The organism is Shewanella inventionis (assembly GCF_014641855.1).
Classification (GTDB): Bacteria; Pseudomonadota; Gammaproteobacteria; order Enterobacterales; family Shewanellaceae; genus Shewanella; species Shewanella inventionis.
This window is the reverse complement of record NZ_BMII01000025.1, coordinates 51,139-76,657: the sequence shown is the minus strand read 5'-3', so window position 1 is coordinate 76,657 and position 25,519 is coordinate 51,139. Positions and strand designations below refer to the sequence as shown.

Sequence of the window (25,519 nt, the reverse complement as noted above, 5' to 3'; positions counted from 1 at the left end):
GGAAACAACCAGGAATAACGAGAAGGCTAGTATTAATTGGATGTTTGATGTAGATAACGCCCGGTCGAAACTCAACCGAGCTTATAAGTTTTTAAACAGTCAGAATTAAATGGAATTAGTACTAGTATTGATGATTTTTAGCCACTGCGTATGCCACATATCAGAAGCAAAACTCATACTTAGGTTTTGTCTGTACCGCATGGCGGTTAAACGTTATGTTTGTGCAGGTTGCTGCTCAAACATTACGTAGATTTTTTTACAATGTTCAATCACTTCCCACGTGCCAATAAAGCCCACGGGTATAACAAATTTATCGCCAGCTTTAACCGTTAAACTCTTGCCCTGGCTGTCGGTGATCATGCTGCTACCTTCGAGTATGTCGCAATATTCATATTCGCTGTAATTTACATTCCAACTGCCAGCTTCGCTTTGCCATATCCCAACATTAAATTGTTTGCAGGGACTTTCGAAATGATTTTGTACCGACTGAAGTGGGTTACCTGTGATATGTTTTTCATCGGCTAAGTAATACGACTCAACCTCGGTAGATTGGCCACTAAATAGGGTGATATCGCTGATGTATTTATTCATGATGCTCACTTACTTCATGGTCGGCATAATAAAGGCCGATGGTTCGTTACTGTCGATTTTCGCTTGTGGCCAACGGGCGGTAATGGCTTTACGCTTAGTATAAAAACGCACGCCATCAGGCCCATGCATGTGTAGCGGCCCAAATAGTGAACGTTTCCAGCCGCCAAAGCTATGAAAGGCCATTGGCACAGGGATTGGCACGTTTACCCCAACCATACCGACTTCAACATGATGGCAAAAATGCCGTGCAACCTGACCACTTTGAGTGAAAATGGCCGTGCCATTACCAAACTCGTGCTGATTAATGAGTGCTAATGCGTCGGCATAATTGTCTACTCGCACAATGGCCAGCACAGGGCCAAAAATTTCTTGCTGGTAAATGCTCATTTGCGGGGTGACATGGTCAAATAAGCAGGCTCCTAAAAAGTAACCTTGCTGATGGTCGTTAATGCTAATATCGCGCCCATCGACCAGCAATGTTGCCCCTTCATTAATACCGGCTTCAACGTAGCGGCGAACTTTGGCTAAATGCTGCGCTGAAATTAGTGGCCCCATGTCCATTTCTGGTGTGATGCCACTTCCCACTTTTAAGGCGCTAATTTGCGGTAATAATTTATCGACCAGTTTGTCACCCATATCACCCACCGCCAGCACGACAGAAATGGCCATACAACGTTCACCCGCACTACCATATGCTGCACCCATTAGTGCATTAACAGCTTGATCTAAATCAGCATCGGGCATTAATAACATGTGATTTTTTGCTCCGCCCAATGCTTGCACTCGTTTACCGTGAGCAGATGCCGTGGTGTAGATGTATTCGGCAATTGGGGTAGAGCCTACAAAACTCACGGCTTTAATATCTGGGTGAGTGAGCAGGGCATCGACCGCTTCTTTATCGCCGTTGACGACATTAAACACTCCATCAGGTAAACCTGCCTGTTTGAGTAATTCAGCAATAAACATGACTGAGCTAGGGTCTTTTTCAGACGGTTTCATAATAAAGGTGTTGCCGCAGGCGATAGCAATCGGGAACATCCACATAGGTACCATTACCGGGAAATTAAATGGCGCAATACCGGCCACAACACCTAATGCTTGATTAACCGACCATGCGTCAACGCCGCCACCGACTTGTTGGGTGTGTTCGCCTTTTAATAAGTGCGGAATACCACAGGCAAATTCAACCACTTCAAGCCCGCGGGTAATTTCGCCTTTGGCGTCATCAAGCACTTTGCCATGCTCTAGGGTAATCAGTTCTGCTAACTTATCGACATGCTGCTCAACTAACGCTTTAAAGTTAAATAACACTCTAGCGCGATTAAGCGGGGTAACTTGTGACCAACTGTCAAACGCGGTTTTAGCAACAGCAATAGCAGCGGCTACTTCTGCCTGACTTGCTAGCGACACCTGGCCGCGAGCCTCCCCTGTTGCTGGGTCGTAAATCGTTTGCGTGCGCTGACTAGCTTGGGTGCATTGCCCATTAACATAATGGCTGATGGTAAGCATGAACTCTGTCCTTATCGGTATTTAATGGCTTATCCGGCTGCGATGATGGCGTCGGCAAGTTGATTGACCATGTCATCTATGTGTGATTTTTCGACAATTAATGGCGGCGATAGGGCAATGATATCTGCCGTTGCGCGCACTAGCGCGCCATTTCTAAAGCAATGGTCGAATATGGCGTAGCCCCGTTTACCCACGCCTTTATCACTTGGGGCAAATTGAATACCGGCAACCAGGCCTGTGTTGCGAATATCAATCACATTGGGCAAGCCTTTGAGGCTATGTACTGCCTGCTCAAAGTAAGCTTCGAGGCTTTTTGCGCGTTCAAACAGCTTTTCGTTTTCATAAATAGACAAGGTGGCTAGTGCTGATGCTGCGGCAACGGGGTGGCCGGAATACGTGTAACCATGAAAAAACTCAATTAACTCGTCTGGGCCTGCCATGCAGGTGTCGTGAATGGCATTGCTGACAAACACTGCGCCCATTGGGATCGCGCCATTGTTTATGGCTTTGGCGGTGGTGATAATGTCTGGCGTGACTTGCCAGCGCTCACTGGCAAAAGCGGCTCCCACACGGCCAAAGCCGGTAATGACTTCATCAAATATTAATAAAATACCGTGCTTTTGGGTGATTTCGCGCAGGCGTTTAAGGTATCCCTGTGGAGGTAAAATAACCCCGGCAGAACCAGACATGGGTTCAACGATGACGGCGGCAATGTTTTCAGCGCCGTGTAAGGTAATGAGCTGCTCAAGCACGTCGGCCTTATCTAAACCGTGCGGCGGGAGGCCATGGCTAAAGGCGTTGTTGGCAATGTCGAGGGTATGAGGTAGGTGATCTACACCGGGCAGAAGTTGCTGGCTAAAGGTTTTACGGTTATTACTGATACCACCAACAGAAATTCCGCCAAAACCAACACCGTGGTAGCCTAACTCGCGGCCAATAAAGCGTGTTCGGCTTGCTTGACCATTGGCTCGATGATAACAAAGTGCCATTTTGAGGGCCGTATCAACAGACTCTGATCCAGAATTGGTAAAAAACACATGGTCCAGGCCATCAGGGCTCATTTCACTGAGTTTATGTGCGAGTTCAAACGCCAATGGATGACCCATTTGAAAGGAAGGTGCATAGTCCATCTGGATTATTTGCTTACTGACCGCCTCAGAGATTTCTGCTCTACCGTGCCCGGCATTACAACACCATAATCCTGCTGTTGCATCGAGCACTTTATTGCCGTCAATGTCGGTGTAATACATTCCCTGGGCCGACACTAACAAGCGTGGATTTGCTTTAAATTGTTTGTTTGCGGTAAATGGCATCCAAAAATGGGCCATGTTAGGTCTTATTTGCGATGGTTCGCCGGTTCCATTTTGCTGATATTCGCTCATATTTTGACTCTAAATTGGTAGCTACAATGGTTTATTCACCGCATACTGGTTAAATAATGAGTGATGAATATTTGCTATGCTATGTCAAAAATAATGAACGTAAAAGTGTTTTGTGCATTTATTTAAACTAAATAGGGCGATTGTGTAAAATATATTGAAAATCTCTTGCTGTTAAGCATAATCAGATGACAATATTCAGTAAGGTGTTGTGCGCAATAGCGCTATTTAATACCAATCAGGATAAATAAGTGATCAGAGATTGCTGATTGGTATAACTCGGCACTGCATTCTTGTTTAGCATCACATGGCGCGGTGCTTATCAATCTATATATTATTTCGAGGTCACAATGAGTACTCCAACAAGTCGTAGCGATTGGGAAGCACTGGCAGCCAGCTTACAAATTAATGGTAATGCCTTTATTAATGGTCAATATCAATCTGCTGCGTCTGGCGAAACGTTTGATTGCATTAGCCCAATTGATGGTAGATTGCTGGCCAAAGTGGCCAGTTGTGATTTAGAAGACGCCAATCTAGCTGTTGCCAAAGCTCGCGAGGTATTTGAAGCCGGTACCTGGGCAAATTTACCGCCGGTTAAGCGTAAGCAAGTCATGATAAAATTTGCTGATTTACTCGAAGCCAATGCCGACGAACTCGCACTACTTGAAACCCTAGACATGGGTAAACCCATTCAGCATTCAAAAGGCGTTGATGTTGTGGGCGCGGCGCGGGCCATTCGTTGGTCTGGTGAAGCAATCGACAAAGTTTACGATGAAATAGCCCCTACTGCACATAACGAGATTGGCATGATCACCCGCGAAGCCGTGGGAGTGGTTGCTGCGATTGTTCCATGGAATTTTCCCATGATTATGGCATGTTGGAAGTTAGGCCCATCACTGGCAACCGGTAACAGTGTTATTTTAAAGCCATCAGAAAAGTCGCCATTAACGGCCATTCGTATGGCTCAGTTAGCCCTAGAGGCGGGGATCCCAGCAGGCGTATTAAATGTGTTACCCGGTTTTGGTCATACCGTGGGTAAAGCATTAGCCTTACACATGGACGTAGATACCTTAGTGTTTACTGGATCAACTAAAATTGCAAAACAATTAATGATTTACGCTGGCGAGTCGAACATGAAGCGCGTGTGGTTAGAGGCTGGTGGCAAGAGCCCCAATATAGTGTTTAACGATGCGCCAGATTTAAAAGCCGCCGCAGAAGCTGCCGCAGTGGCCATTGCGTTTAACCAGGGTGAAGTTTGTACCGCAGGCTCTAGATTATTAGTGGAGTCGGGCGTTAAAGACGAGTTAATTAAACTGATTATTGACGAATTAAAAGGCTGGCAACCCGGACATCCGCTCGACCCCAAAACCACGTGTGGCGCGATGGTTGATCAGCAACAGTTAACTAATGTACTTAATTACATTAAAGCCGGTAGTGAGCAAGGTGCTACTTTGGTTGATGGCGGTAAGCAGGTGATGTCTGACACCGGCGGTATGTATGTACAGCCAACCATTTTTAGTAATGTTAAAAATGACATGCGCATTGCCTGCGAAGAGATTTTTGGCCCCGTATTATCGGTTATTGAATTTGATGGCATGGACGAAGCAATTAAGATTGCCAACGACACCATTTACGGTTTAGCCGCAGGGGTGTGGACATCAAATTTAAGTAAGGCGCATAAAACCGCTAAGGCGTTACGTAGTGGTATGGTGTGGATTAACCATTACGATGGCGGCGACATGACAGCACCATTCGGAGGTTATAAGCAGTCGGGTAATGGCCGTGATAAGTCATTACATGCCTTTGACAAATACACCGAAATCAAAGCGACCTGGATTGCTTTATAGTCATCATTCTGCCTGTGATGTAAACAAAGCCCTTTAGCAATAAAGGGCTTTTTTATTAAGTAAAATTAACGCCTCTTTTTGTTGTATTCGCGTAGACTCAAATTTCGATCCTTATCTAAAACTTCAACCGTTATGCATGGATGATGCGACATGACCCATACTCAATTTTCTCGATTATCACTCGCGGTAGCAGTGATTTTTTTCTGTTTTATCATTTGGATCATTTATTTAGCCAACACTGGTGGCCACAGTATGTTTTTTGATTTAATCCGCCACATTCCATATGGCGATAAACTGGGCCATATGCTGTTATTTGGACTGTTAACTTTTGTGGCCAATTTAGCGTTACAGAGTCGACACTTTACGCTTGGACGTATTCCGCTTTATTACGGTGCTGTGCTAGTGTCAATATTTGTTCTGTTTGAAGAGATTAGTCAGGGCTTTATTCCATCAAGAACGTTAGACATCATCGACTTAGCTGCCGATGCAGTTGGGATTATTTTATTTAGTTATTTAAGTGGCTTAACTCAAGGTATCCTCGACAAAAAGCGAGGTGTTGCTGCCTGAGTTAGGGTTAATTGGGTTGAGTTTTTATCGTAATTAATAGAGAGGTTTAATGTGAATTCTCCTTTAGTGACCACAGATTGGCTGGCGTTACATCTTGAAGATCCCGATCTCGTTATACTCGATGCCAGCATGGAAGTTGTATTAGGTAAAGAGCCCCTTGTTTATGATGAGCTATACGTTATACCTGGTGCAATATCATGCCAACTGGATAAGCTTTTTTTCGAGCATCACTCACCGCAAACCCATGCCATGCCAACGCCTGAACAATTTACCGAGGCGGCTAAAACATTGGGTATTACTCATAACAGCACAGTGGTGATTTACGATGATCAGGGGATCTATTCTGCCCCTCGCGCCTGGTGGACGTTTAAAGCCATGGGATTTGAAAAAGTGTTTGTGCTTGATGGCGGGTTGCCGCAGTGGCGCGCTGAAGGTAAAGACACGGTTCGCCAATTTGCCAGCCCAACTCAGGCTGGCGATATAAAAGGGCGTTTATTGCAACATAAAGTATGCGACACCGAATTTGTATTAACTCACCTTGGCCACGCTAATGTGGATATTATTGATGCTCGCGCAGCAGGGCGTTTTAATGGCACATCACCTGAGCCGCGTGTTGGTATGCGCAGTGGGCATATTCCTGGCTCGTTAAACTTACCGTTTGCCCAGGTGCTAAGCGGCTTTAAAATGAAGTCGACTAAAGAGCTACACACCATTTTTGCCAACCTTGATACCAGCAATAATGCCCAACGGGTGTTTAGTTGTGGCTCTGGTATCACTGCATGTATTTTGATTTTAGCCTCCTATGTTGCAGGCCATCACCAAGCCGCATTATACGATGGTTCATGGGCGGTATGGGGCGGTGATGCCACGCTGCCAATCGAGTAAGTATTTGTAAATAGTGTTGAGTGCAAAGAGGGCGCTTTTGGCTTGTTATCTCCCTCTTTGCAAAACCTCGCTGGTATAAACCAAGGTTAGCCACATCTGCTTAATATCATCTTGGCTATTTGTGGTGGTATTAATGCTGTATCGCCTGTTTTAGCCTACCCATTTTGGCACACAACTATTTAGTGTAAGCCGCCTTAAATGATATGATATGCAACTGTATTTTTAAAACGCTAAGCGACTTCTAGTAGGATGCGTTAATGTGGCTTAGACCCGCGTGGTAAATGCGGAAATTCGATTGATTCATTTGATTAATGTTTGGTGTATTTCAATTTTTGCGCCCACGCAGTGGCGCACACCTTTATAGTTTTAAGCATTACTGGAGACAAAATTCATGACAAACGTGACTATGCAAGCCACGCAGTTAACCACTAAGCCTGTACAGGATGGTTTTAGCATGCCAGCCGAGTGGGCTGCGCAACAAGCTGTGTGGATGCTTTGGCCATATCGCCCTGATAACTGGCGCTCTGCAGGCGCTTATGCTCAGGCAACATTTGCCAAAGTAGCCGATGCGATAGGCGCAGTGACTCCCGTATTCATGGGGGTGCCTAAGGCATTTTTAGCAGAGGCTAAAACAGTCATGCCTGCTCACGTTACCCTAGTCGAAATAGACAGTAACGATTGTTGGGCCCGCGATACAGGCCCAACCGTTGTCGTTAATGACAAAGGTGAATGTCGTGGAATCGATTGGGGTTTTAATGCCTGGGGCGGCCATAACGGCGGCTTATATTTTCCTTGGGATAAAGACGAACTCGTTGCGCAGCAAATGATAAAGCAGCATGGTTTTGAGCGCTATCAAGCGCCGCTGATCCTTGAAGGTGGCTCTATTCATGTTGATGGTGAAGGCACCTGCATGACCACTGCTGAGTGTTTACTTAACAGTAACCGCAACCCAGATTTGAGCCGTGAGCAGATAGAAGCATTATTGTCTGACTATTTAAATGTAAAGCAATTTATCTGGTTACCCGATGGCGTATACATGGATGAAACCGACGGACACATCGATAATATGTGTTGTTTTGCTCGCCCAGGTGAAGTGATTTTACATTGGACCGATGATCAAAACGATCCGCAATATCCTCGTTCAAAAGCTGCGCTCGATATTTTGCAAAACACTGTCGATGCACAAGGCCGTAAGCTGAAAATTCATTTATTGCCACAACCAGGCCCTTTGTATTGCACAGAAGAAGAAGCACAAGGGGTTGAACAGGGTACTGGTGTACCGCGTATGGCAGGTGAGCGTTTAGCTGGTTCATATGCGAACTTTTTAATTACCAATAATCGTATTGTGTTCCCGCTACTTGACCCTGCAACTGACGATATTGCGGCACAAAAATTACAAGAGATTTTCCCTGAGTATGACATTGTTGGTGTGCCTGCCCGTGAGATTTTATTAGGTGGCGGTAATATCCATTGTATTACTCAACAAATCCCCTCTGGAAAATAAGTAAACCCAAGGAGAACGCAATGACCCATTATGTCACTGTTGTTTCATCACAATTGGCTTTCAAGGAGAGGTCGTAACATGTTTGAAGTCACTGAGGTTTCTATTGCCGAGTTGCGTGCAGCCCTCGAATCTGGCCGCACCACGGCGGTTGAGTTGGTGAAGTCTTATTTTGCCCGGGCAGATGCATATGACGGCCCAGCAACAGAAACCAAGCTCAATGCGCTGGTGGTTCGTAATCCTGATGCGCTCAAGGAAGCAGAAGAATCTGACGCCCGCCGTGCGCGTGGTGAACCCCTTAGCCCGCTTGATGGTATTCCTTACACGGCTAAAGACAGCTACTTAGTTAAAGGGTTGACTGCAGCATCTGGCAGCCCAGCATTTAAAGACTTGCTTGCTCAATACGATGCTTTTGCCGTTGAGCGTTTGCGCGGAGCGGGTGCGATTTGTTTAGGTAAAACTAACATGCCGCCTATGGCAAATGGTGGCATGCAGCGTGGTCATTACGGCCGCGCCGAAAGCCCATACAATGCTAATTATCTTACCGCTCCTTTTGCTTCAGGCTCATCTAACGGTGCCGGCACAGGGACTGCGGCGAGTTATTCTGCGTTTGGTTTAGCAGAAGAGACATGGTCAAGCGGTCGTGGGCCTGCATCAAACAATGGTCTATGTGCCTACACCCCATCTCGAGGGGTTATTTCAGTACGCGGTAATTGGCCATTAACCCCTACTATGGACGTTGTAGTGCCTTACACTCGTACTATGGCTGACATGCTTGAAGTGCTCGATGTTATTGTGGCAGACGACCCTATCACTCGCGGCGATCTATGGCGTCTGCAACCTTGGGTTGAGATCCCTAAAGCATCAGCTGTGCGCCCGTCATCTTATTTAGACCTTGCCGCCGGTGCCGACTCGCTCAAAGGCAAGCGCTTTGGTGTGCCGCGTATGTACATTAATAAAGATGAGTTGGCTGGCACGAGTGAAAATCCGGGTATTGGTGGCCCAACTGGCCAACGTATTCATACTCGTGCTTCGGTTATCGACTTATGGGAAGCTGCCCGCAAGGCGCTTGAGTCGGCTGGCGCAGAGGTCATTGAAGTCGATTTTCCGTTAGTGTCTAACTGCGAAGGCGATCGCCCTGGCGCTCCGACGGTATTTAACCGCGGCATTGTGTCTCCAGAGTTTCTTGAAGATGAGCTTTGGGCATTATCTGGTTGGGCTTTTGATGAGTTTTTGCGAGCCAACAATGACCCTAAACTGAACAAATTAGCTGATGTAAACGGCCATTTGATATTTCCACATGATCTAGGCACTTTGCCAAACCGTGAGGGCGACCTTGCAGCAGGCATGGATGAGTACGTCAACATGGCCAAAAGAGGGCTTAAGTCGTATAACCAAATCGACAGTGTACCCGATGGTCTGCGCGGCTTAGAAAAAACCCGTAAGCTCGATTTAGAAGACTGGATGGACGAACTGAAGCTTGATGCCGTGTTATTTCCAACAGTGGCCGATGTAGGGCCAGCCGATGCGCATGTTAATCCTGCATCTGCTGACATCGCCTGGAGCAACGGTATCTGGGTGGCTAACGGTAACCTTGCTATCCGTCATTTAGGCGTACCCACGGTAACCGTGCCAATGGGGATTATGGCCGATATTGGCATGCCTGTTGGGTTAACCTTTGCAGGCCGAGCCTATGACGACAATAACTTACTCAAGTTTGCCGGTGCATTTGAGGCTACGGGTAACAAACGTGTTATACCGCCACGCACACCCGTGCTAGGTCATCAGCGTTAAATTTAAGTGCTTTGCACAATAGCAAAACGGGATTAGCTTGCATGAGTTAATCCCGTTTTTTAACATTAGCACTTGGTTGTTTTAAGATATTGAAATTTAGATTTTTAAAATTGGCCTAGAGCGTAAATTGCACGCAATGACTAAATCTCTACTACGTACTTCCCCGATAATGTTAAAATCTTCGCATCAGAATTACCGAGAAACTCAATGTTTATCCATCATGTTAACGGCATCGACTGGCTAGAGGGTCGAACACCCAAGCAAAAAAGTGAACTGCTATTTGATAGTATGGATGATTTCATTTTATATATGGATGACAATGAAGATCTGAATGCAAAACTGAAAGACCAACGAATTAAAATGATGTTTGTGCTGGGCGTGTCTACTATAGCTGCATTGATTCTCTTTCATAAGACAAAAGCAAAAGAGAATGTAAGTGAGTGAGTCTAACAAGCTCGTGCAATCTGATCTCCGGCCACAGCCACCTTTTGTGAAAAAAGCCGCACAAAAGGCGCCAGTAGCCTCCGGCAGTTGACGCGGGCGTTAGCTACTTTGATGTCAATAATTAGTAAGGTGCCGTGAATGAGAATATTGGTAACAGGCTCTGCGGGTAGAGTAGGGCGTGCAATCTATATTAAATTAATGCGAACACATGACGTAGTCGGCATTGATAAAACGCCGTGCTCAACAGCTGATTACATTGGTGATATTCGTGATAGTGCTCTGATTGGTGGGGCTCTTGAAAATATTGATGTGATCATTCATACCGCCGCTCTTCATGCTCCTCATGTTGGCTTAGTGCCTGATTCAGAGTTTCAATCAATCAACGTAGACGCAACTGAGAAACTGGCTTTGGCTGGCGTAAAAGCAGGTATTAAGCACTTTATTTTTACCAGTACAACTGCGTTGTACGGTTATGCTTCGACGCCTAAAGGTATTGCTGGTTGGGTTAATGAACAAGTTACTCCGCAACCCAAGTCGATTTATCATAAAAGTAAAATTGCTGCTGAAACTAAGCTAGAAGAAATTTCAAAGCTGTTTCAGCTTCCAGTGACTGTGCTGCAAATGTCGAGGTGCTTTCCTGAGCCTGCGGATTTAATGGCAGTATTTCGTCTGACTCGTGGTATTGATGCTCGTGATGTAGCAAATGCTCATTTATGTGCTGCGGAAAAACGCTTAAGTGGTTTTAATCGTTTTATAATCTCAGGTAGAACACCTTTTCATCTTTCTGATTGCCAAGCTCTATATACTGAAGCTGGATCTGTCATCAAACGTAAGTGCCCTGAAATCGCCTTAGCATTTAGACAAAGAAATTGGCAATTACCTCAAAGCTTAGACCGTGTGTATGATTCATCGTCCGCACATGACAAATTAGGTTGGTCACCCATACATGGTTTTGAAAGCGTTTTGGAAATGCTAGATACCGAAACAGCAGAAGTATTACCAATGTTGAAACCACGCAAACAAAGCAATTAAGTCGGATTCAATGTGCGTGCCGACTCGCTTACGCTCAAACATCGCACGTGTATGTCAGCGCTGTTTGGGGCGTTATATTTCAGAGAGCGCGGTTAACATCCATACTTTTGTGTAATATTCTTACAATTAAAATTTGGTTTGTTTTATGTTCTTTATAATAAATTATGTGACTACCCTGAGGCTGTTTTCGATAACCTTCACTTATATAGTCACAATTAACTCCCAGCATAGGTTCATCGGCTAATTGATGGAAAGTATTATCTAACAGTTTTAAATAATCATTTCGCTGTGCTGTTCCCCAAGTTAACTGAGTATACTTGGCTACTTTTATTAAATCGCTTTTAGCTTTACCTGATAATTCGAATTTCGACATTAGTGGCTATCTTGGTCCAGCTCTGAAATCAAAGAATCATACGAGTAATCTGTAACGCCACTGTTTTCACCTTCAGTTAGCATATTGCGTAAATTCATTATCTTTGTTTCTTGATCTTCTAAAACTCGTAAACCAGCACGCACAACTTCACTTGCTGAGCCATAACGACCTGATTTAAGTTGCTGATTTATAAATTGATCAAAATGTTCGCCTAATGTTACGCTTGTATTCTTAGCCATAATGTAAAACCTTTGCAGTACCAATATATATTGGATTATGGTACTAAAAATATAACAAGGCAATTAAACGGACAAAAAACAGTCGGCTTTTTGCTGCGTCGTCGTTTCCTTTAGCCAGCAATTACTCACCGCTTAAGGCACCGATGAAATATAGGACGAATGATCAATGAGTAAAAAATTAACTGGAGAATGCCTTTGCGGAGCAGTAAAGTTTTCTGTTGAGAATCACTTTAAAGCGTTCTATCAATGCCATTGCAAACAATGTCAGAAACTAACTGGCTCAGCCTTTGCTTCAAACATCTTCACTGAACCTGATAATATTCAGTGGTTGGCGGGTAAAGAGAAAGTGACTGAATATGAACATGAGACAAGGGAATTTTCAAAGTCCTTTTGCAGTGTGTGTGGCTCAGCTGTACCTTTTATAAATAAAACAAAAACCTCATTAATTGTGCCAGCAGGTTCTCTTAATGAGTTGCCAACTATGGCACCACAGGCCAACATATTTACCTCTGAAGAGGCATGTTGGTTAAAATCGGGATTTAAGGCTGAGAGCTTCAGTGGCTTTCCCAAGTAACACTTTAACAAGGCTGTCAAAAGGGCTTTTTTGCATACATTTCGTTTAGGATGGCTTCGCCACTTTCCCCCAAACTAGGTTCCACAAAAACACCTATTACAGATCCGTTGAGACTGTAGAAATTCTCTTGTTATTGAAAAATAGCTATTTTTAGGATTCCAAAGGCATTACCTAGTGCTTTTAATAACCAGTTGGGTTGGGTGGCCATATTTTGCTCGGCTTAAAAGCCTTACCGTGACGACGTTAGAGTTGAGACGACAAGAAGTTAGTTTTCAAGCTTTTGCCCATAAATGCGTCAAATCTTTAAATAACAAACAAGGTTGTATCGAAGACAACCATACGGAGGATGCAATCGCGGCTATGACCTTCGAAAACATGGATGTTTTCGTAGAGCGCCCATGGATGGGTTTACCGCGTGTCATAGAAGTGATTTCATTTGAGTATCGATACCTAGTGGTAAAGCAAACACCTGGATCCCGGCTCAAAAGCATTGCCGGGACGACGCCGTATTTGGCCGTTCAGGGTGGAATTGCAGCCTGAAGTGTTAGTGGCCGAAAACCATAAAAAGTAAAACACCTGGATCCCGGCTCAAGAGCATTACCGGGACGACGTGAGAGTTGGATGATGTGAAAGTGGCAAAGAAGCTTTGTCCATAAATGCGTTAGATTTTTCAGTAACAAACAAGGTTGCATCGAAGATAACCATACGGCGGATGTAATCGCGGCTATGACCTTCGAAAACATGGATGTTTTCGTAGAGCGCCCATGGATGGGTTTACCGCGTGTTATAGAAGTGATTTCATTTGTGTATCGATACCTAAAACCTTAGTTTCTTTGAGTTAAATGTTATAAAACATCCCTATCCAGAAATGCGTGAAGTCTTTAAATAACAAACAAGGTTGCATCGAAGATACCCATACGGCGGATGTAATCGCGGCTATGACCTTCGAAAACATGGATGTTTTCGTAGAGCGCCCATGGATGGGTTTACCGCGTGTCATAGAAGTGATTTCATTGAGTATCGATACCTAGTGGTAAAACAAACACCTGGATCCCGGCTCAAGAGCATTGCCGGGACGACGCCGTATTTGGCCGTGCAGGGTGGAATTGCAGCCTGAAGTGTTAGTGGCCGAAAACCATAAAAAGTAAAACACCTGGGTCCCGGCTCAAGAGCATTACCGTGACGACGTTAGAGTTGGATGATGTGAAAGTAGCAAATAAGCTTTGTCCATAAATACGTCAAATTTTTCAGAACAAACAAGGTTGCATCGTAGACAACCATACGGCGGATGTAATCGCGGCTATGACCTTCGAAAACATGGATGTTTTCGCAGAGCGCCCAGGGATGGGTTTACCGCGTGTCATAGAAGTGATTTCATTTGAGTATTGATACCTAGTGGTAAAACAAACACCTGGATCCCGGCTCAAGAGCATTGCCGGGACGACGCCGTATTTGGCCGTTCAGGGTGGAATTGCAGCCTGAAGTGTTAGTGGCCGAAAACCATAAAAAGTAAAACACCTGGGTCCCGGCTCAAGAGCATTAACGTGACGACGTTAGAGTTGGATGATGTGAAAGTAGCAAATAAGCTTTGTCCATAAATGCGTTAGAAGCTTCAGCTTGAAATGCCAAAATTCAACTCTGAACTTGAGGCCGTTGAAGAAAATGACGTGAGTCCAGACATGGATGTCTGGCTAGCTTTGGAGGGGAAGGGACGCCCCATCTGAAGCGTTAGCATTTACGAATAAGGCTGAAGAACACTCAGACGAAGTTAAAAGCTGGATCTGACCACGTCGCGAAATTATCGCAGCTATTGTTTGGTAACAAGAATGATAATTTTGATGTGGCGGCTGGGCCAATTCTTTTATAAAGAGTAAAGAGGGAACAGCCGTTGGTTTCCTCTTGGTCTGGTGTGGGCGAAGCGCCACGACGTTAGTGGCCGCAGGCCATTACAAACAGCTCAATTTAGTCTGAGTTAGGTAGCTTCTAAAATAGCGTCCTGCTTTCGTTGGCTGCTCTTGCTCAGGTGTGGGCTAAGCGCCACAATGTTAGTGGCCGTAGGCCATAAAAAAGATGCAAAGGTTGACCCTTTGCCAGCCGGCAGCAAATCCAACTACTCTAGAGTAAATCTTTCATTCTGTGATACAACATACCTGCTGCGAGCATCGGTGATCTTAGCATTGGGCCGCCTGGAAAGGTGATGTGTTTAATGTCGTTAAACACATCGATACGTTGTGACTGTTGACTAATGGCTTCGGCAATTAATCTTGCAGCCATGTGGGTGGCATTAACGCCGTGGCCAGCATAGGCCTGGGCAAAGTAGATGTTAGCCGCGTCAGGTAAACGGCCTATTTGTGGCATGCGGTTAGCTCCAATACCCATCATGCCGCCCCACTCATAATCAATTTTAACGCCTTTAAGTTGTGGAAATACCTTTTCAAGATTGGGCCTTAAAGCTGCTTCAATATTTTTTGGGTCTTTGCCTGAATAGGTGCATAAACCGCCAAATAATAATCGGCGATCTGCTGATAAATGAAAATAATCTAACGCTACCCGCATGTCTGCAAATGCCATATTTTGCGGAATAATACTGGCACATTGCTGTGATGTTAAAGGCTCAGTAGCCAGTAAATACGTGCCTGTGGGTAATACTTTACCGCCAAGGTAAGGGCTTAACGTATTGCCGATATAACCGTTGCCAGCAATGACTAAGTAGTCACAGGTTACCTGACCTTGCGCTGTTATCACTTTGGGTTTATCACCTTTAATGATTTTTTCAGCGGCGCTGTACTCAAATAATTGCGCGCCTAACTCTCGTGCGACTCGTGCCTCGCCTAAAGCTAAATTTAGCGGGTGCAAATGGCCACTGCCCATGTCGACAAGCGCGCCTTGGTAAAAGTCGGAGCCAATGACCTCACCAATTTGGTTGCGATTTAGCAGTTTAATTGGTTTTTGATAACCTTGGTTTTTAAGATCTTGATATTCTTCGGCTAAATCATCCATGTGCCTGGGTTTTACTGCAAGGTCGCAATAGCCCATGTGCAGATCGCAATCGATGCTGTGCTCGTTAATGCGATCAATCACAATTTCAACAGCCTCAAACCCCATTTGTTGAATTGATTTTACGCCTTGTTCACCAATTTCGTTTTTAAATTGGCTTGCATCATGACCTATTCCGCGGATGAGTTCACCGCCATTGCGGCCGGAGGCACCCCAACCAATCCGTTTTGCTTCTAATAACGCGACGCTATAGCCGCGTTGTCTTAGCTCAATGGCGGTGTTGATACCACTAAATCCTCCGCCAATAATGCACACATCGACGTTGATGTTTTCTGTTAATTTGGGGTATTCAAATAGATTGTTAGCCGTCGCTACATAAAAGGAGTCTGGATAGTGTTGGCTGTGAATAGGGGATTTTACTGACATAAAGACTCCATGTTATTGATTTTCTTGCGGTCAATAACGTAAAAACTAATAGCGATTAAGGAAAAAAGATGCACAAGGTGTGCATTTTATTTAACACTTATTTGATGTAAAATACAATTCCTTTGATTTATGCCTGCTAACGTGATTAATTGATATTGAGTGTTGTATAAGTGTTAATAATCTACAACACGTTACATGATTATTTACCTATCCAATCTAGGAGAACGAATTTGGACATTGGTGCAAGCCTAAAAGCTGTTCGTAAGTTGAAAGGTTTATCACAGCGTGAGTTAGCGAAACGCGCTGGGGTGACTAATAGCACAATTTCAATGATAGAAAAAAACAGCGTAAGCCCATCTGTCAGCTCGCTAAAAAAAGTGCTGGCTGGGATCCCAATGTCACTTGTGGATTTTTTCTCAATAGATGATGGTTCTATTGGCGATCAAAAAGTGGTTTATCGTGCCAATGAATTACTTGATATCGGTACGGGTGATCTTGTCTATAAGTTAATCGGCCGAGATTACCCTAATCGTGCCATGTCTTTAATGAGCGAAACATACCCCATTAATTCTGATACCGGTCCAGACATGCTGCAACATGAGGGCGAAGAAGGCGGGGTCATTGTAGAAGGCAAATTAGAAGTCACTGTGGGCGAAGAAGTGTTTATTTTAGAAAAAGGTGACAGTTATTATTTTAATAGCCAGCAGCCACACCGTTTTCGAAATCCATTTGATGAACCCTGCCGTTTAGTCAGCGCAACCACGCCAGCCGATTTTTAACTCATCATCAAAAAGGGATAATTGACAATAAAGCGCTTTTATCCCCCACCTTTTCTGCAATTAACTCACACTGTTTTACTGTGATGTACTCATTTTTTTGCTCATTTATGCGTTGATGAGTATAACGTTTTTTACTCCATAAAGTGGACGCCATAGCATTACAGCCGGTAAGGAAGGTGTAAATAATATAAAGCAATGACAGCCCTTTTACTGTGCATTTTGAGCACTATTATGGTGCAATGTAGACCATGGTATGGCCATTTAACTCTGGACAATTATTTTAATACTGAGGTCAGTTAAACGTTACTGATGTGTTTTTGTGGGGTTTTATTTTTATCATCTTATCTCCTCTTGCCTAGCTAAAAAAATGCGTGTAGTGTGTGAAAAAATGAACACATAAACAATAAGTTCATCACTCTTCTTTGCTAAAGGTGAGATATGTCTCAATCAAGTCCTCCTCTTATTGGGGTAATAGCCTGTAATCATCAAATTGGCTTACATCCGTTTAATATCGTGGGTGAAAAATATTTACTCAGTGTTGTCAATGGTGCTAAAGGTTTTCCTTTAGTTATCCCATCTTTAGGTATTGATTTACCAACAGAAAGCTTACTTTCTCGACTCGACGGCATTTTGTTTACAGGTTCGCCATCCAATGTAGAACCTCATCATTATCAAGGCTTGCCTAGTGAAGAAGGCACTCACCATGACGCCAAGCGTGACGCTACAACCTTACCGTTAATTAAAGCCGCGATTGATTTGGGGATCCCTGTTTTGGGTATTTGCCGTGGCTTTCAAGAAATGAATGTGGTGTATGGCGGCAGTCTGTATCAAAAATTACATGAAGTTGGCACATATATTGAACATAGAGAAGACAAGCATGCTGCTCTTGATGTGCAATATGGGCCATCACATCAAATTAATTTGGTCGCTGGCGGGCTACTTCACGATGCATGGGGCTGTGACACTGCAGAGGTTAACTCTGTTCATACTCAAGGCGTGGAGCGTCTAGGTGAGGGGTTACAGCCAGAAGCATTTGCTCCAGACGGATTAGTTGAAGCATTTTCAGTGAAAAATGCCAAAAATTTTGCATTAGGTGTCCAGTGGCATCCTGAATGGAAAGTAACCGAAAATGCGTTTTATTCGGCTATTTTCGAGGCATTCGGGCAAGCTTGCAGGCAACATGCAGCAACACAAGTGAGATAAAAATGGATAAGTTAATCGCTTTTTTAAAAGAAAAAAAAATTACCGAAGTTGAATGTGTCATCAGTGATATGACAGGGATTGCGCGCGGTAAAATTGCGCCAGTTGATAAATTCATCGATGAAAAAGGCATGCGCCTACCAGAAAGCGTGTTATTGCAAACCGTGACCGGCGACTATATCGATGATGAAATATTTTATTCGTTGCTCGACGATGCAGATATCGATTTTGTGTGTGTGCCAGACGAAAACGCTGTGTTCATGTTGCCATGGACAGTAGAAGCAACCGCGCAAGTTATTCATGATTGTTATGACCGCATGGGTAATCCTATTGAATTGTCGCCTCGTAATGTGCTCAAAAGAGTACTTAAAATGTATGAGGATAAAGGCTGGGAGCCCGTTATTGCCCCAGAAATGGAGTTTTATTTAACTAAGCGCTCTGATGATCACGATTTACCTTTAAAGCCACCTATTGGCCGCTCTGGCCGTCCTGAGGCTGGCCGTCAGTCGTTTTCAATTGATGCTGCCAATGAATACGATCCGTTATTTGAAGACATGTACGATTGGTGTGAAGCACAAGGGTTAGATATTGACACCTTGATCCATGAAGATGGTCCAGCACAAATGGAAATCAACTTTAGCCATGGTAATCCGCTTGAGTTAGCCGACCAGGTGTTTGTGTTTAAACGCACTCTACGTGAAGCCGCGCTAAAGCATGATGTGTGTGCCACCTTTATGGCTAAGCCTGTTACCGATGAACCGGGCAGTGCAATGCACATTCATCAAAGCGTGATTGATAAAAAAACCGGTAAAAATATTTTTACCAAAGAAGACGGCACCCAAAGCCAGTTATTTTTAAATTACATTGCAGGCTTGCAGACCTATATTCCTGAGTTATTACCTCTCATGGCGCCCAATGCGAACTCATTCCGTCGTTTTTTACCGGGTACATCTGCACCGGTAAACTTGGAGTGGGGTGTTGAAAACCGCACCTGCGGATTACGAATTCCTGAATCATCACCACAAAACCGCCGTATCGAAAACCGAATTCCTGGTGCCGATGCTAACTGCTACTTGGCGATTGCAGCGAGTCTGTTATGTGGTTTTATTGGTATGGATAAAAACTTACGCCCATCAACGCCTGTAAGTGGTCGTGCAAATGAAAGCCGTACCAATAACGAAAACTACCTGCCTGTCACATTAGAAGAAGCGCTAATGGTTATGCAAGAGAGCGAAGCCTGTATTGAGTATTTAGGCCAGTCATTTACCACAGGGTTTGTGGCGGTTAAACAAGCTGAGCTTGAAAACTTTAGGCGTGTAGTGAGCTCGTGGGAACGTGAGTTTTTATTACTAACAGTGTAATTATCGCTTTGTATAAAAACCGAGATTAACAAGAGTCAACGTTAAAAAGCCAATATAGATAGTGCTTTTGGTTGTGGATATGCAGATAACAAAGACTTTTTGTTATCTGCTTGAAAGGATACAAGTATGCCAACACCATCATTAAAACAGCAGCAAAAACTTGCCGATTTACAAACGGCAGATAAGCACCATTTTATGCACCCATTTACCGACTCGAAAGGCTTAGCTGAAAAGGGCACTCGAGTTATTGAACGTGCAGAAGGGGTTTATTTGTGGGACGTCATGGGCCATAAGTTGCTCGATGCAATGGCGGGATTGTGGTGTGTCAATGTTGGCTACGGTCGTCAGTCCATTGTTGATGCTGTTGCAAAGCAAATGCAGCAATTGCCGTTTTATAACAGTTTCTTTCAGTGTTCACATCCACCGGCTATTGAGTTGGCGCAAAAAATAGCGTCACTTGCCCCTCCCCATATGAATAATGTGTTTTTTACTGGTTCAGGTTCTGAGTCAAATGACACTAATTTGCGTATGGTGAGGCGTTATTGGGATCTTAAAGGAAAACCCAATAAGAAAACCATTATTAGCCGTATTAATGCCTACCATGGCTCTACTGTTGCCGGTGCCAGTTTAGGTGGCATGTCGGGTATGCATGAGCAAGGTGATTTACCTATTCCTGGTGTTGTGCATATTGCCCAACCTTATTGGTACGCAGAAGGTAAAGGCTTATCACCTGAAGATTTTGGTTTGCAAGCGGCTCAAGCACTTGAGGCTAAAATTGTTGAATTAGGTGAAGACAATGTCGCGGCATTTATCGCAGAGCCTTTTCAAGGTGCTGGCGGCGTGATTATTCCACCATCGACATATTGGCCTGAAATTAAACGTATTTTAGCTAAGTACGATATTTTATTTATTCTGGATGAAGTGATTAGTGGTTTTGGCCGTACTGGTAAATGGTTTGCCGCCGATTATTTTGATTTACAACCAGATTTAATCTCTATTGCTAAAGGCATGACCTCGGGGTACGTACCCATGGGTGGCGTCATAGTGTCAGATCGCGTCGCCGATGTGATAAAGCAAGATTGCGGAGAGTTTACTCACGGTTTTACCTACTCAGGGCATCCTGTTGCCGCGGCTGCCGCATTAGAAAATATTCGTATTATTGAGCAAGAAAAGCTCGTTGAGCGCGTGGCCAAAGACACTTCGCCGTATTTACAATCGGCATTGCAGCAATTGGCCGAGCATCCGTTAGTGGGTGAAGTGCGTGGTATTGGCTTGGTTGCGGCCATTGAGTTAGTAAAAGATAAAGCCACGCATCAACGATTTGATTCAAATGTAGGTGTTGGCACGTTTTGTCGCGACGCCTGCATAAAGCATGGTTTGGTGATGCGCTCTGTAGGCGACACCATGATTATTTCACCGCCATTGACCATTAATCACGCAGAAATAGATGCGTTAGTGGCCATGGCAACCCAAGCGTTGAATGATACATATCAATATGTTCAAGATAAGTGACACTTGGGTGATGAATGAATATTGTAAATTTGTGATTTTTTAACCAAAAACATTTCTGCGATCTAGTAATCGAAAATGTTTTTGATAAAATCCGCAAAATTATAGGAGCGGATGCCGTTGCTGTAATCATACCGATGCATAGTTAAGTTGTAGCATTGGATAATTTCTTTCAGTAGAAGGAAGATTTTACACGCTGGTATTACAGCGAAAAAAACGAATGTCAGTACAATCTGACCATTATCCAAAAGGGAGAAAGTATGAAGCTACGAAACAAACTATCCACATTGGCCCTCATCACTGCAAGTGTGTTTGCAAGCACTGCGATTCAGGCCGAGGAAGTGGTCAAAATGTATAACTGGTCAGATTATATCGCCGAAGATACATTGGCTAATTTTGAAAAAGAAACCGGCATCAAAGTCATTTATGACGTGTTTGACAGCAACGAAGTGCTAGAAGCTAAGTTACTGTCTGGCCGCAGTGGCTACGATATTGTTGTGCCTTCAAATCACTTTTTAGCTAAGCAAGTTATTGCGGGCGCATTCCAAAAGTTAGACCGCACTAAGTTGACTAATTATGCCAACTTAAAGCCTGATTTAATGAAGCAGTTGCAAAAAGCGGATCCTAACAACGAGCACGCTGTACCTTACTTGTGGGGTACCAATGGTATTGGTTACAACGTTGATAAAGTGAAAGCCGTTATTGGCGAAGACGCTCCATTTGATTCACTAGAACTTATTTTTAACCCTAAGTATGCAGAGAAGATTGGCTCGTGTGGTTTTGCGATGCTCGACTCAGCGGATGACATGTTGCCACAGGCGTTAATTTACCTAGGGCTAGATCCTAACAGTAAAAATGCAGCTGACTATGAAAAAGCCGCTGAAGTATTGGCAAAAATTCGTCCTTACGTGACGTATTTCCATTCTTCTCGTTATATTTCTGATTTAGCGAACGGTGATATTTGTGTGGCATTTGGTTTCTCGGGTGACGTATTCCAAGCAGCGGCTCGTGCAGATGAAGCCGGTAACGGAAACAAAATTGGTTACTCTATCCCTAAAGAAGGTGCCAACTTATGGTTTGATATGTTAGCCATTCCACAAGATGCCACTAACGTAGAAAACGCACACAAACTGATTAACTACTTATTACGCCCAGACGTTATAGCACCTATTAGTAACTATGTTGCTTATGCTAACCCTAACGTACCAGCGCAAGAGCTTGTAGACGAAGCCATTCGTAACGACCCTGCCATATACCCACCACAGGCGGTAATTGACAATCTGTACATTGGCGACATTCGTCCATTGAAAATTCAACGTGTGGTAACACGCGCTTGGACCAAAGTGAAGTCAGGCAAATAATCTGATGCACTAGGGCGAGGTAACTCGCCCTACTTTATTACACTTGTTTGTATACTTTATTTGGCTAATTTAGCCTGTTTACACAATGGTTAACTGTGTGTGTAACAACACTTTTCGACTGTTATGCAACACATACTCCAAAAGGCGGAGCAGTATTATGGGAAACACCTCGGGCGTCACTAATAAACCAAGCACAAAGACGCAAGAACAAGTCCTGGTTAAGATTGATCGCGTTAGTAAGCTATTTGACGATGTACGTGCGGTAGATGATGTGTCTTTGACCATTAACAAGGGCGAAATTTTTGCTCTGTTAGGTGGGTCAGGCTCTGGAAAGTCTACTTTGCTGCGTATGTTAGCTGGCTTTGAAAAACCGACTGCCGGGCGTATTTTTCTTGATGGTGTCGACATAACTGATATGCCACCGTACGAACGTCCTATTAATATGATGTTTCAATCGTATGCTTTGTTTCCGCACATGACGGTAGAGCAAAATATTGCTTTTGGTCTTAAGCAAGACAAAATGCCAAAAGCAGAAATTGAAGTACGTGTAAAAGAAATGCTTAAACTGGTGCACATGGAAAAATTCGGCAAGCGTAAGCCGCATCAGTTATCGGGTGGTCAGCGTCAGCGTGTGGCGTTAGCTCGCTCTCTTGCTAAACGTCCAAAATTATTATTGCTCGACGAGCCAATGGGCGCGTTAGACAAAAAGCTGCGTACTCAAATGCAGTTAGAAGTGGTTGATATTTTAGAAGCGGTAGGCGTAACTTGCGTGATGGTAACCCACGACCAGGAAGAAGCCATGACCATGGCTGGCCGTATTTCTATTATGCATGAAGGCTGGATTGCCCAAACTGGTAGCCCAACCGATATTTACGAGTCGCCAGTGAGCCGCATGGTGGCTGAATTTATTGGTACTGTGAACTTATTTGAAGGTGAGATTATTGCCGACGAAGTCGATCATGCCATTATTAAATCAACAACATTAGATCGTGAGTTTTATATTGGTCACGGGATTTCAACTAGCCTTGAAAATAAAAATATCTTTTTAGCATTGCGCCCAGAAAAAACCATTATTACCCGAGAAAAACCTGCCAGTGAATACAACTGGGCCCATGGTGTTGTTCACGATATTGCCTACCTTGGCGGTTTATCTGTGTATTACATTAAGCTTAAAAACAACCAAATAGTGCAATGTTCAATGATTAACCGTGAGCGCCGTGCTGACCACCCCACGTGGGAGGAAGAGGTGTACATCAGTTGGGAAGACAGCAGCGGGGTTGTATTAAACTCATGAAGAATCCACTGAAAATAATCAAAGGGCGCTATTTAACCATGGGTGTGCCTTACCTGTGGTTATTAATGTTTTTTGCGCTGCCGTTTGCCATTGTATTAAAGCTGAGCTTTTCGTCTGCGGCGATTGCGATTCCGCCCTATGAAGCCACCTTTAGTTACGTCGACGAGATGCTTAATATTACTTTGAATTTAAGTAACTATTTTTTGTTACTGCAAGATTCAATGTATTACATGGCGTATCTCACGTCGTTAAAAATGGCGTTTGTCGCTACATTAGGCTGCCTTATTTTAGGTTTTCCGATGGCGTACGCCATTGCCAGAGCCCCTGCTCGGTTGCAAACCGTATTTTTGTTATTGGTGATGTTACCGTCATGGACGTCATTCTTAATTCGTATTTACGCTTGGATGGGCATTTTAAGTAACAATGGCTTAATCAATAATGCGTTAATGTGGTTAGGGGTGATTTCTGAACCCATTCAAATGCTTAATACTAACTTTGCAGTGTATATCGGGATTATTTACGCTTACTTGCCGTTTATGATTTTGCCCTTATATGCCACCTTGGTGAAATTAGATTTAAGCTTAATTGAGGCCGCATCTGATTTGGGCTCAAGCAGTTTTAATACCTTTTGGAAAATCACCTTACCTTTATCTATGGGCGGTGTGATCGCAGGCTCAATGTTGGTGTTTATTCCTGCTGTTGGTGAGTTTGTTATCCCTGAGTTGTTAGGCGGCCCAGATTCATTAATGATTGGTAAGGTGTTGTGGCAAGAGTTCTTTAACAACCGTGATTGGCCAGTCGCATCGTCGTTAGCCATCGTAATGTTAGCGCTGTTAATTATTCCAATTACCTTATTCCACCGCTATCAGTCACGTAATATGGAGAACGATGTATGAAGAAGTTAAGTTTCTCTAAAGTGATGCTGTGGTTTGGCTTGCTGTTTTTATATGCACCAATGTTTATTTTAGTGATTTACTCATTCAACGAATCCAAACTGGTAACCGTATGGAGTGGGTTTTCGCCAAAATGGTACGGTGAACTGTTTCAAGACACCCAAATCCTTGAGGCAGTGTGGACCAGCTTAAGAGTTGCGTTTTACAGTGCCACAATGGCGGTCATTATTGGCACCATGGCTGCTTTTGTGATGACGCGTTTTCGTCGCTCGTGGGCAAAACTCACCTTGTCTAACATGATCACCGCTCCTTTGGTTATGCCAGAGGTGATTACCGGTTTGTCGCTGTTACTCCTGTTTGTTGAAATGGCCGACTTGCTTGGTTGGCCTGCTGAGCGGGGCATGGTAACCGTGTGGATTGCGCACTCAACCTTTTGTGCTGCATACGTTGCTGTTGTTGTGTCGTCTAGGTTGCGCGAGTTGGATTTATCGATTGAAGAAGCCGCAATGGATTTAGGTGCGACTCGGTTAAAAACCTTCTTTTTGATTACCGTGCCGATGATATCTCCAGCTCTCGTTGCTGGTTGGTTTTTGTCGTTTAGCTTGTCGTTAGACGACTTAGTGATAGCCAGCTTTGCATCAGGTCCTGGTTCGACAACATTACCTATGGTGGTGTTCTCGTCGGTGCGTTTAGGGGTATCACCTAAAATTAACGCGTTGGCGACGATTATCATTTTAAGTGTGTCCTTGGTGGCGTTCTTATCTTGGTACTTGGCACGTCGATCAGAAAAAAAATCCAGAGAAGCGATGGAGTAATGTCGCCTTGTAGATTGAATAAAAGCCACGCTCCTTGAGTGTGGCTTTTTTTTTGCTACAGCAACGCCTAGGGTGTTAAATATATTCTACAAAGTGTCAATAATTATGTTTTCTAAGCTAGTTTTTAAATAGGCTTAAGTGTACGATGA

The 25,519-nt window shown here is 44.0% G+C and carries 23 protein-coding genes; 17 read left to right on the top strand and 6 right to left on the bottom strand.

Features of this window, described 5'->3' with window-relative positions:
- Positions 1-213: 213 nt before the first annotated feature.
- From IEW93_RS15140 to aptA, 3 genes are read right to left on the bottom strand one after another with little or no spacing between them, the layout of a single operon-like run.
- Positions 214-591, bottom strand: a complete 378-nt coding sequence (locus IEW93_RS15140) for a cupin domain-containing protein (RefSeq protein ID WP_188740141.1) — start codon at positions 589-591, stop codon at positions 214-216.
- A 9-nt stretch (positions 592-600) separates the two neighbouring features.
- Positions 601-2,100, bottom strand: coding sequence for a CoA-acylating methylmalonate-semialdehyde dehydrogenase (locus IEW93_RS15135; RefSeq protein WP_188740140.1), 1,500 nt, complete (start codon positions 2,098-2,100; stop codon positions 601-603).
- Between the two features lie 29 nt (positions 2,101-2,129).
- A complete protein-coding gene (aptA, locus tag IEW93_RS15130) occupies positions 2,130-3,482 on the bottom strand; it encodes an omega-aminotransferase AptA (protein ID WP_188740139.1) in 1,353 nt (450 codons plus the stop codon).
- A gap of 347 nt (positions 3,483-3,829) precedes the next feature.
- On the opposite strand from aptA, the gene IEW93_RS15125 reads away from it, so the two are divergent.
- The 7 genes from IEW93_RS15125 to IEW93_RS15095 all read left to right on the top strand — a co-directional run bounded on the left by IEW93_RS15125 (position 3,830) and on the right by IEW93_RS15095 (position 11,549).
- Positions 3,830-5,326, top strand: a complete 1,497-nt coding sequence (locus IEW93_RS15125) for an aldehyde dehydrogenase (RefSeq protein ID WP_188740138.1) — start codon at positions 3,830-3,832, stop codon at positions 5,324-5,326.
- Between the two features lie 150 nt (positions 5,327-5,476).
- Positions 5,477-5,893 (top strand): VanZ family protein, encoded by a 417-nt coding sequence (locus tag IEW93_RS15120; RefSeq protein WP_188740137.1) that lies wholly within the window; start codon positions 5,477-5,479, stop codon positions 5,891-5,893.
- 51 nt (positions 5,894-5,944) lie between these two features.
- Positions 5,945-6,778 carry a sulfurtransferase gene (locus IEW93_RS15115; protein ID WP_188740136.1) on the top strand — a complete coding sequence of 278 codons (834 nt, stop codon included), beginning with the start codon at positions 5,945-5,947 and terminating at the stop codon, positions 6,776-6,778.
- Between the two features lie 391 nt (positions 6,779-7,169).
- Entirely contained in the window at positions 7,170-8,282 is a 1,113-nt protein-coding gene (gene aguA, locus IEW93_RS15110; protein ID WP_188740135.1) for an agmatine deiminase, read from the top strand.
- 78 nt (positions 8,283-8,360) lie between these two features.
- On the top strand, positions 8,361-10,073 hold the full coding sequence (locus tag IEW93_RS15105; RefSeq protein WP_188740134.1) for an amidase: 1,713 nt from the start codon (positions 8,361-8,363) through the stop codon (positions 10,071-10,073).
- A 207-nt stretch (positions 10,074-10,280) separates the two neighbouring features.
- Positions 10,281-10,517: a hypothetical protein gene (locus tag IEW93_RS15100; protein WP_188740144.1), complete on the top strand. Its 237-nt coding sequence runs from the start codon at positions 10,281-10,283 to the stop codon at positions 10,515-10,517.
- 138 nt (positions 10,518-10,655) lie between these two features.
- Positions 10,656-11,549 carry an NAD-dependent epimerase/dehydratase family protein gene (locus tag IEW93_RS15095; RefSeq protein WP_188740133.1) on the top strand — a complete coding sequence of 298 codons (894 nt, stop codon included), beginning with the start codon at positions 10,656-10,658 and terminating at the stop codon, positions 11,547-11,549.
- Between the two features lie 79 nt (positions 11,550-11,628).
- On the opposite strand, the gene IEW93_RS15090 is transcribed toward IEW93_RS15095, so the two are convergent.
- Positions 11,629-11,922 (bottom strand): type II toxin-antitoxin system RelE/ParE family toxin, encoded by a 294-nt coding sequence (locus IEW93_RS15090; RefSeq protein WP_188740132.1) that lies wholly within the window; start codon positions 11,920-11,922, stop codon positions 11,629-11,631.
- Entirely contained in the window at positions 11,922-12,161 is a 240-nt protein-coding gene (locus IEW93_RS15085) for a type II toxin-antitoxin system ParD family antitoxin (protein WP_188740131.1), read from the bottom strand. The genes IEW93_RS15090 and IEW93_RS15085 overlap by 1 nt, the downstream gene beginning before the upstream one ends.
- A gap of 166 nt (positions 12,162-12,327) precedes the next feature.
- Here IEW93_RS15085 and IEW93_RS15080 point away from each other — a divergent pair, with 166 nt between their 5' ends.
- A complete protein-coding gene (locus IEW93_RS15080) occupies positions 12,328-12,735 on the top strand; it encodes a GFA family protein (RefSeq protein WP_188740130.1) in 408 nt (135 codons plus the stop codon).
- A 360-nt stretch (positions 12,736-13,095) separates the two neighbouring features.
- Positions 13,096-13,275 (top strand): hypothetical protein, encoded by a 180-nt coding sequence (locus IEW93_RS15075; protein WP_188740129.1) that lies wholly within the window; start codon positions 13,096-13,098, stop codon positions 13,273-13,275.
- 1,575 nt (positions 13,276-14,850) lie between these two features.
- Here the strand turns inward: IEW93_RS15075 and IEW93_RS15065 are convergent.
- Positions 14,851-16,158, bottom strand: a complete 1,308-nt coding sequence (locus tag IEW93_RS15065; RefSeq protein ID WP_188740127.1) for an NAD(P)/FAD-dependent oxidoreductase — start codon at positions 16,156-16,158, stop codon at positions 14,851-14,853.
- Between the two features lie 230 nt (positions 16,159-16,388).
- Between IEW93_RS15065 and IEW93_RS15060 the strand changes: the two genes are divergently transcribed.
- From IEW93_RS15060 to IEW93_RS15025, 8 genes are all read left to right on the top strand, one after another.
- A complete protein-coding gene (locus tag IEW93_RS15060; RefSeq protein WP_188740126.1) occupies positions 16,389-16,937 on the top strand; it encodes a cupin domain-containing protein in 549 nt (182 codons plus the stop codon).
- Positions 16,938-17,375: 438 nt separating this feature from the next.
- Complete coding sequence (locus IEW93_RS15055; RefSeq protein WP_188740125.1) at positions 17,376-18,140, top strand: gamma-glutamyl-gamma-aminobutyrate hydrolase family protein; 765 nt, start codon at positions 17,376-17,378, stop codon at positions 18,138-18,140.
- A 2-nt stretch (positions 18,141-18,142) separates the two neighbouring features.
- Entirely contained in the window at positions 18,143-19,498 is a 1,356-nt protein-coding gene (locus IEW93_RS15050; RefSeq protein WP_188740124.1) for a glutamine synthetase family protein, read from the top strand.
- 126 nt (positions 19,499-19,624) lie between these two features.
- The gene (locus tag IEW93_RS15045) at positions 19,625-21,010 is read left to right on the top strand and encodes an aspartate aminotransferase family protein (RefSeq protein ID WP_188740123.1); all 1,386 of its coding nucleotides are present in this window, start codon (positions 19,625-19,627) and stop codon (positions 21,008-21,010) included.
- Between the two features lie 257 nt (positions 21,011-21,267).
- A complete protein-coding gene (locus IEW93_RS15040) occupies positions 21,268-22,368 on the top strand; it encodes a polyamine ABC transporter substrate-binding protein (protein ID WP_188740122.1) in 1,101 nt (366 codons plus the stop codon).
- Positions 22,369-22,525: 157 nt separating this feature from the next.
- Positions 22,526-23,662, top strand: a complete 1,137-nt coding sequence (gene potA, locus IEW93_RS15035) for a polyamine ABC transporter ATP-binding protein (RefSeq protein ID WP_188740121.1) — start codon at positions 22,526-22,528, stop codon at positions 23,660-23,662.
- Positions 23,659-24,558 carry an ABC transporter permease subunit gene (locus IEW93_RS15030; RefSeq protein WP_188740120.1) on the top strand — a complete coding sequence of 300 codons (900 nt, stop codon included), beginning with the start codon at positions 23,659-23,661 and terminating at the stop codon, positions 24,556-24,558. Before potA ends, IEW93_RS15030 begins: the two co-directional genes overlap by 4 nt.
- Positions 24,555-25,370, top strand: a complete 816-nt coding sequence (locus IEW93_RS15025; protein ID WP_188740119.1) for an ABC transporter permease subunit — start codon at positions 24,555-24,557, stop codon at positions 25,368-25,370. Before IEW93_RS15030 ends, IEW93_RS15025 begins: the two co-directional genes overlap by 4 nt.
- Positions 25,371-25,519: the final 149 nt, after the last annotated feature.